2 protein-coding genes and 2 pseudogenes are annotated in these 2,738 nt (G+C 64.7%); all 4 read left to right on the plus strand.

What is annotated here, in order from left to right; genetic code table 11:
- A pseudogene (gene kefB-GI, locus GKAS_RS23145) lies at positions 1 to 921 on the plus strand (heat resistance system K+/H+ antiporter KefB-GI); the annotation flags it as partial.
- Complete coding sequence (gene psiE-GI / locus GKAS_RS23150; protein WP_003847780.1) at positions 918 to 1,415, plus strand: heat resistance protein PsiE-GI; 498 nt, start codon at positions 918 to 920, stop codon at positions 1,413 to 1,415. The pseudogene kefB-GI and the gene psiE-GI, both read left to right, overlap by 4 nt.
- On the plus strand, positions 1,393 to 2,358 hold the full coding sequence (locus GKAS_RS23155; RefSeq protein WP_003847782.1) for a zinc metalloprotease HtpX: 966 nt from the start codon (positions 1,393 to 1,395) through the stop codon (positions 2,356 to 2,358). Before psiE-GI ends, GKAS_RS23155 begins: the two co-directional genes overlap by 23 nt.
- Before the next feature lie 24 nt (positions 2,359 to 2,382).
- Positions 2,383 to 2,738 (plus strand): annotated as a pseudogene (locus GKAS_RS23160) (S1C family serine protease); the annotation flags it as partial.

The raw sequence follows: 2,738 nt of genomic DNA on the forward strand, positions 1-2,738 counted from the left end.
CGCGATAGTGTTGTCGGGCGTGTTCTTCGTGACCATCGGCCTGCAAACTGGACGCAGCAACAGATTCTTTCGGCACCGCTGGCGGTGCTGGCGTGGCTGGTGGTGCTGGTACCAGTCAAGATCCTGCTCAATACGCTGGCCTTGCGGGCGACGCGCCTGTCCGCCCTCGATGCCTGGCGCGCGGGCATAGCGTTGGGGCACGGCGGCGAGTTCGCCCTGCTGTTGTTGGGCACGGTCTTGCAGCAGCATCTGATCCCCGCGACCGTCGTCCAACCCATGCTGGTCGCGCTGGTGCTCAGCATGGCTCTGGCACCGCTACTGATCCGCCATCACGATGTACTTGCCCGGTTCTTGAGCCGCACCGGCGGCGTCATTCAGCCACCCCAGGCTGAAGAAGTCGAGATCGCCGCGCAGACGACGCGATATCGAGACCATGTCATCGTTTGCGGCGCGGGCGAGCTTGGCCTTACAGTCAGCGAGATTCTTCGCCACGCCGGCGTGGCGCATCTGCTGCTGGAGGCGGACGCGCAGAAGGTCGAGGCCGCGCGTGCCGCCGGCGCGCCGGTGTTCCATGGCGATGCCAGTCGGCCCGATACCTTGCTGGCTGCCGGCTTGACGCATGCGCACTTGGTGGTGCTGACGTTCGCCCATGCCCAGCAAGCGTTGCGCATCGCCCAGGCGATTGCCGAGCGCCGTCCGGCGCTGACCTTGTGGGTGTCATGCAGAAGTACGACCGCGGCCGATGCATTTCGCGCCATGCCCAACGTGCGCGTGTATCAGCAATCCTTTGCCGCAGCTATTGGGCTGGCGGAACAGGTGATGTCGACGCTTGGCATGTCGACCGAGCTGATTGAAGGACACATCAACGCAATGCGCCGCCGTCTCGACAGCAGCCGTTTTCCAGGGAGTTCATCGTCATGAAATCAACACGCCTTAACCCATTTCAGGTCTTGCGTGACCAATTAGCCATCATGAGTTTTTACGAGCGCTTCGAGCAGGTCGTCGCGCTCGTGCTGTCGGCGGTGATCGCCGTCATCATCGTGGTGTCGCTGTTCCAGCTCATCTCCATCGTCTTCACGCTGCTGGTTCTCGATGCCTTCAATCCCCTGGACCACAAGGTATTCCAGAGCGTGTTCGGTATGATCATGACGCTCTTGATCGCGATGGAGTTCAAGCATTCCATCGTGCGCGTGGCGCTGCGTCGGGACAGCATCATCCAGGTCAAGACAGTGGTCCTGATCGCGCTGATCGCACTCTCCCGCAAGTTCGTGGTCCTCGACTCCGACGCGAGCCCCGCAAAGATAGCCGCGCTGGCAAGCGCCACGCTGGCTCTGGGTGCGACCTACTGGCTGCTGCGCAAGCGCGGCGACCGCGCCGCCGAGACCTCTGAGCATGACCCGTCATCATCCCAGTGATCCGCGCACGGCGCTCTTGCAACACCGCTGGCTCAACCGCCTGCAGACCGGGCTGTTGGTCCTGACCCTGGTCGGGATCGCAGCCGCAGCAGGGAGACTGCCGTTTGGGGAAGGCTGCCTGTGGCTCGCGCTGTTTGCCGTTGCAGGTGCGTTGCTGCTGGAACCGGTAGCCGCGTCGGCGCTGAGCTTGCGCCTGTACCGCGTACGGGCCTTGCACCCGCAAGAAGCCCACGAGATGTGGGCCCGGTTGCGCGAGCTGCCCGCCCGTGCCGGTTTGCCCGCCACGCCGGTGCCGCACTATGTGCCCAGTGCCGTCGTCAACGCCTTCGCCACCGGATCGAAGCAGGAGGCATCGATCGCCCTCACCGATGGCCTGCTGCGCAGCCTGAGCCCACGCGAGCTGGCGGGTGTGCTCGTGCACGAGGTCGCGCACATCGCTAATGAGGATCTGCGTGTCATGGGGCTGGCGGATTCCGACAGTCGCCTCACGAGCCTACTGGCCCTTATGGGACAGATCGCGATCCTGCTCAGCCTGCCCGCGCAGCTGGTTGGCGCGGCGGAGGTCTATTGGCCTGGTCTATTGTTATTGGCCGCATCGCCCCAGCTGGCTCTGCTCGCACTGCTCGGCTTGTCTCGCGTGCGTGAGTTCGACGCTGACCGCCTTGCGGCGGAACTGACTGGCGACCCGCAGGGGCTGGCGTCCGCGCTGGCGAAAATCGAGCGGGTCAGCCGCTCCTGGCGTGCCTGGCTATGGCCGGGATGGGGCAATCCCGAGCCCTCCTGCTTGCGCACGCGTCCGGCAACGCAAGAGCGCATCGCACGCCTGCTGACGTTGGCGCCTGGGCCAGCATCAGCGTTGCCACTCCGCGCGCCCCATTTTTTGCCGGAATCCGCTTTGGCGACGCGCCCACCGCGCTGGCGCCCGAGCGGGCTGTGGCGCTGATTGCCCATCAACAGGAGACGTCTCATGGCCTATCTCGACCCGTACCAACGCCCCGCGCCGGACCGCTTCGTCCGGCGCGGGCTCTTCATCACCGCCTGCATTGCCGCGCTCATGCTGCTGTGGCAGTTTCTGCCCGCCATCGAAGCATGGTTCAGTCCGCGCGAGGCAGCAGAACGCACCGTGATGGCGCGTGGCGATCTGGCGGCGGACGAGAAAACCACCATCGAACTGTTCGAAAAATCGCGCGCCTCGGTGGTCTACATCACCACCGCGCAATTAGTACGCGATGTCTGGACGCGCAACGTGTTCTCCGTGCCGCGCGGCACTGGATCGGGCTTCATCTGGGACGACGCCGGCCACGTCGTCACCAACTTCCACGT

It is taken from the genome of Kluyvera ascorbata ATCC 33433, assembly GCF_000735365.1.
Classification (GTDB): domain Bacteria; phylum Pseudomonadota; class Gammaproteobacteria; order Enterobacterales; family Enterobacteriaceae; genus Kluyvera; species Kluyvera ascorbata.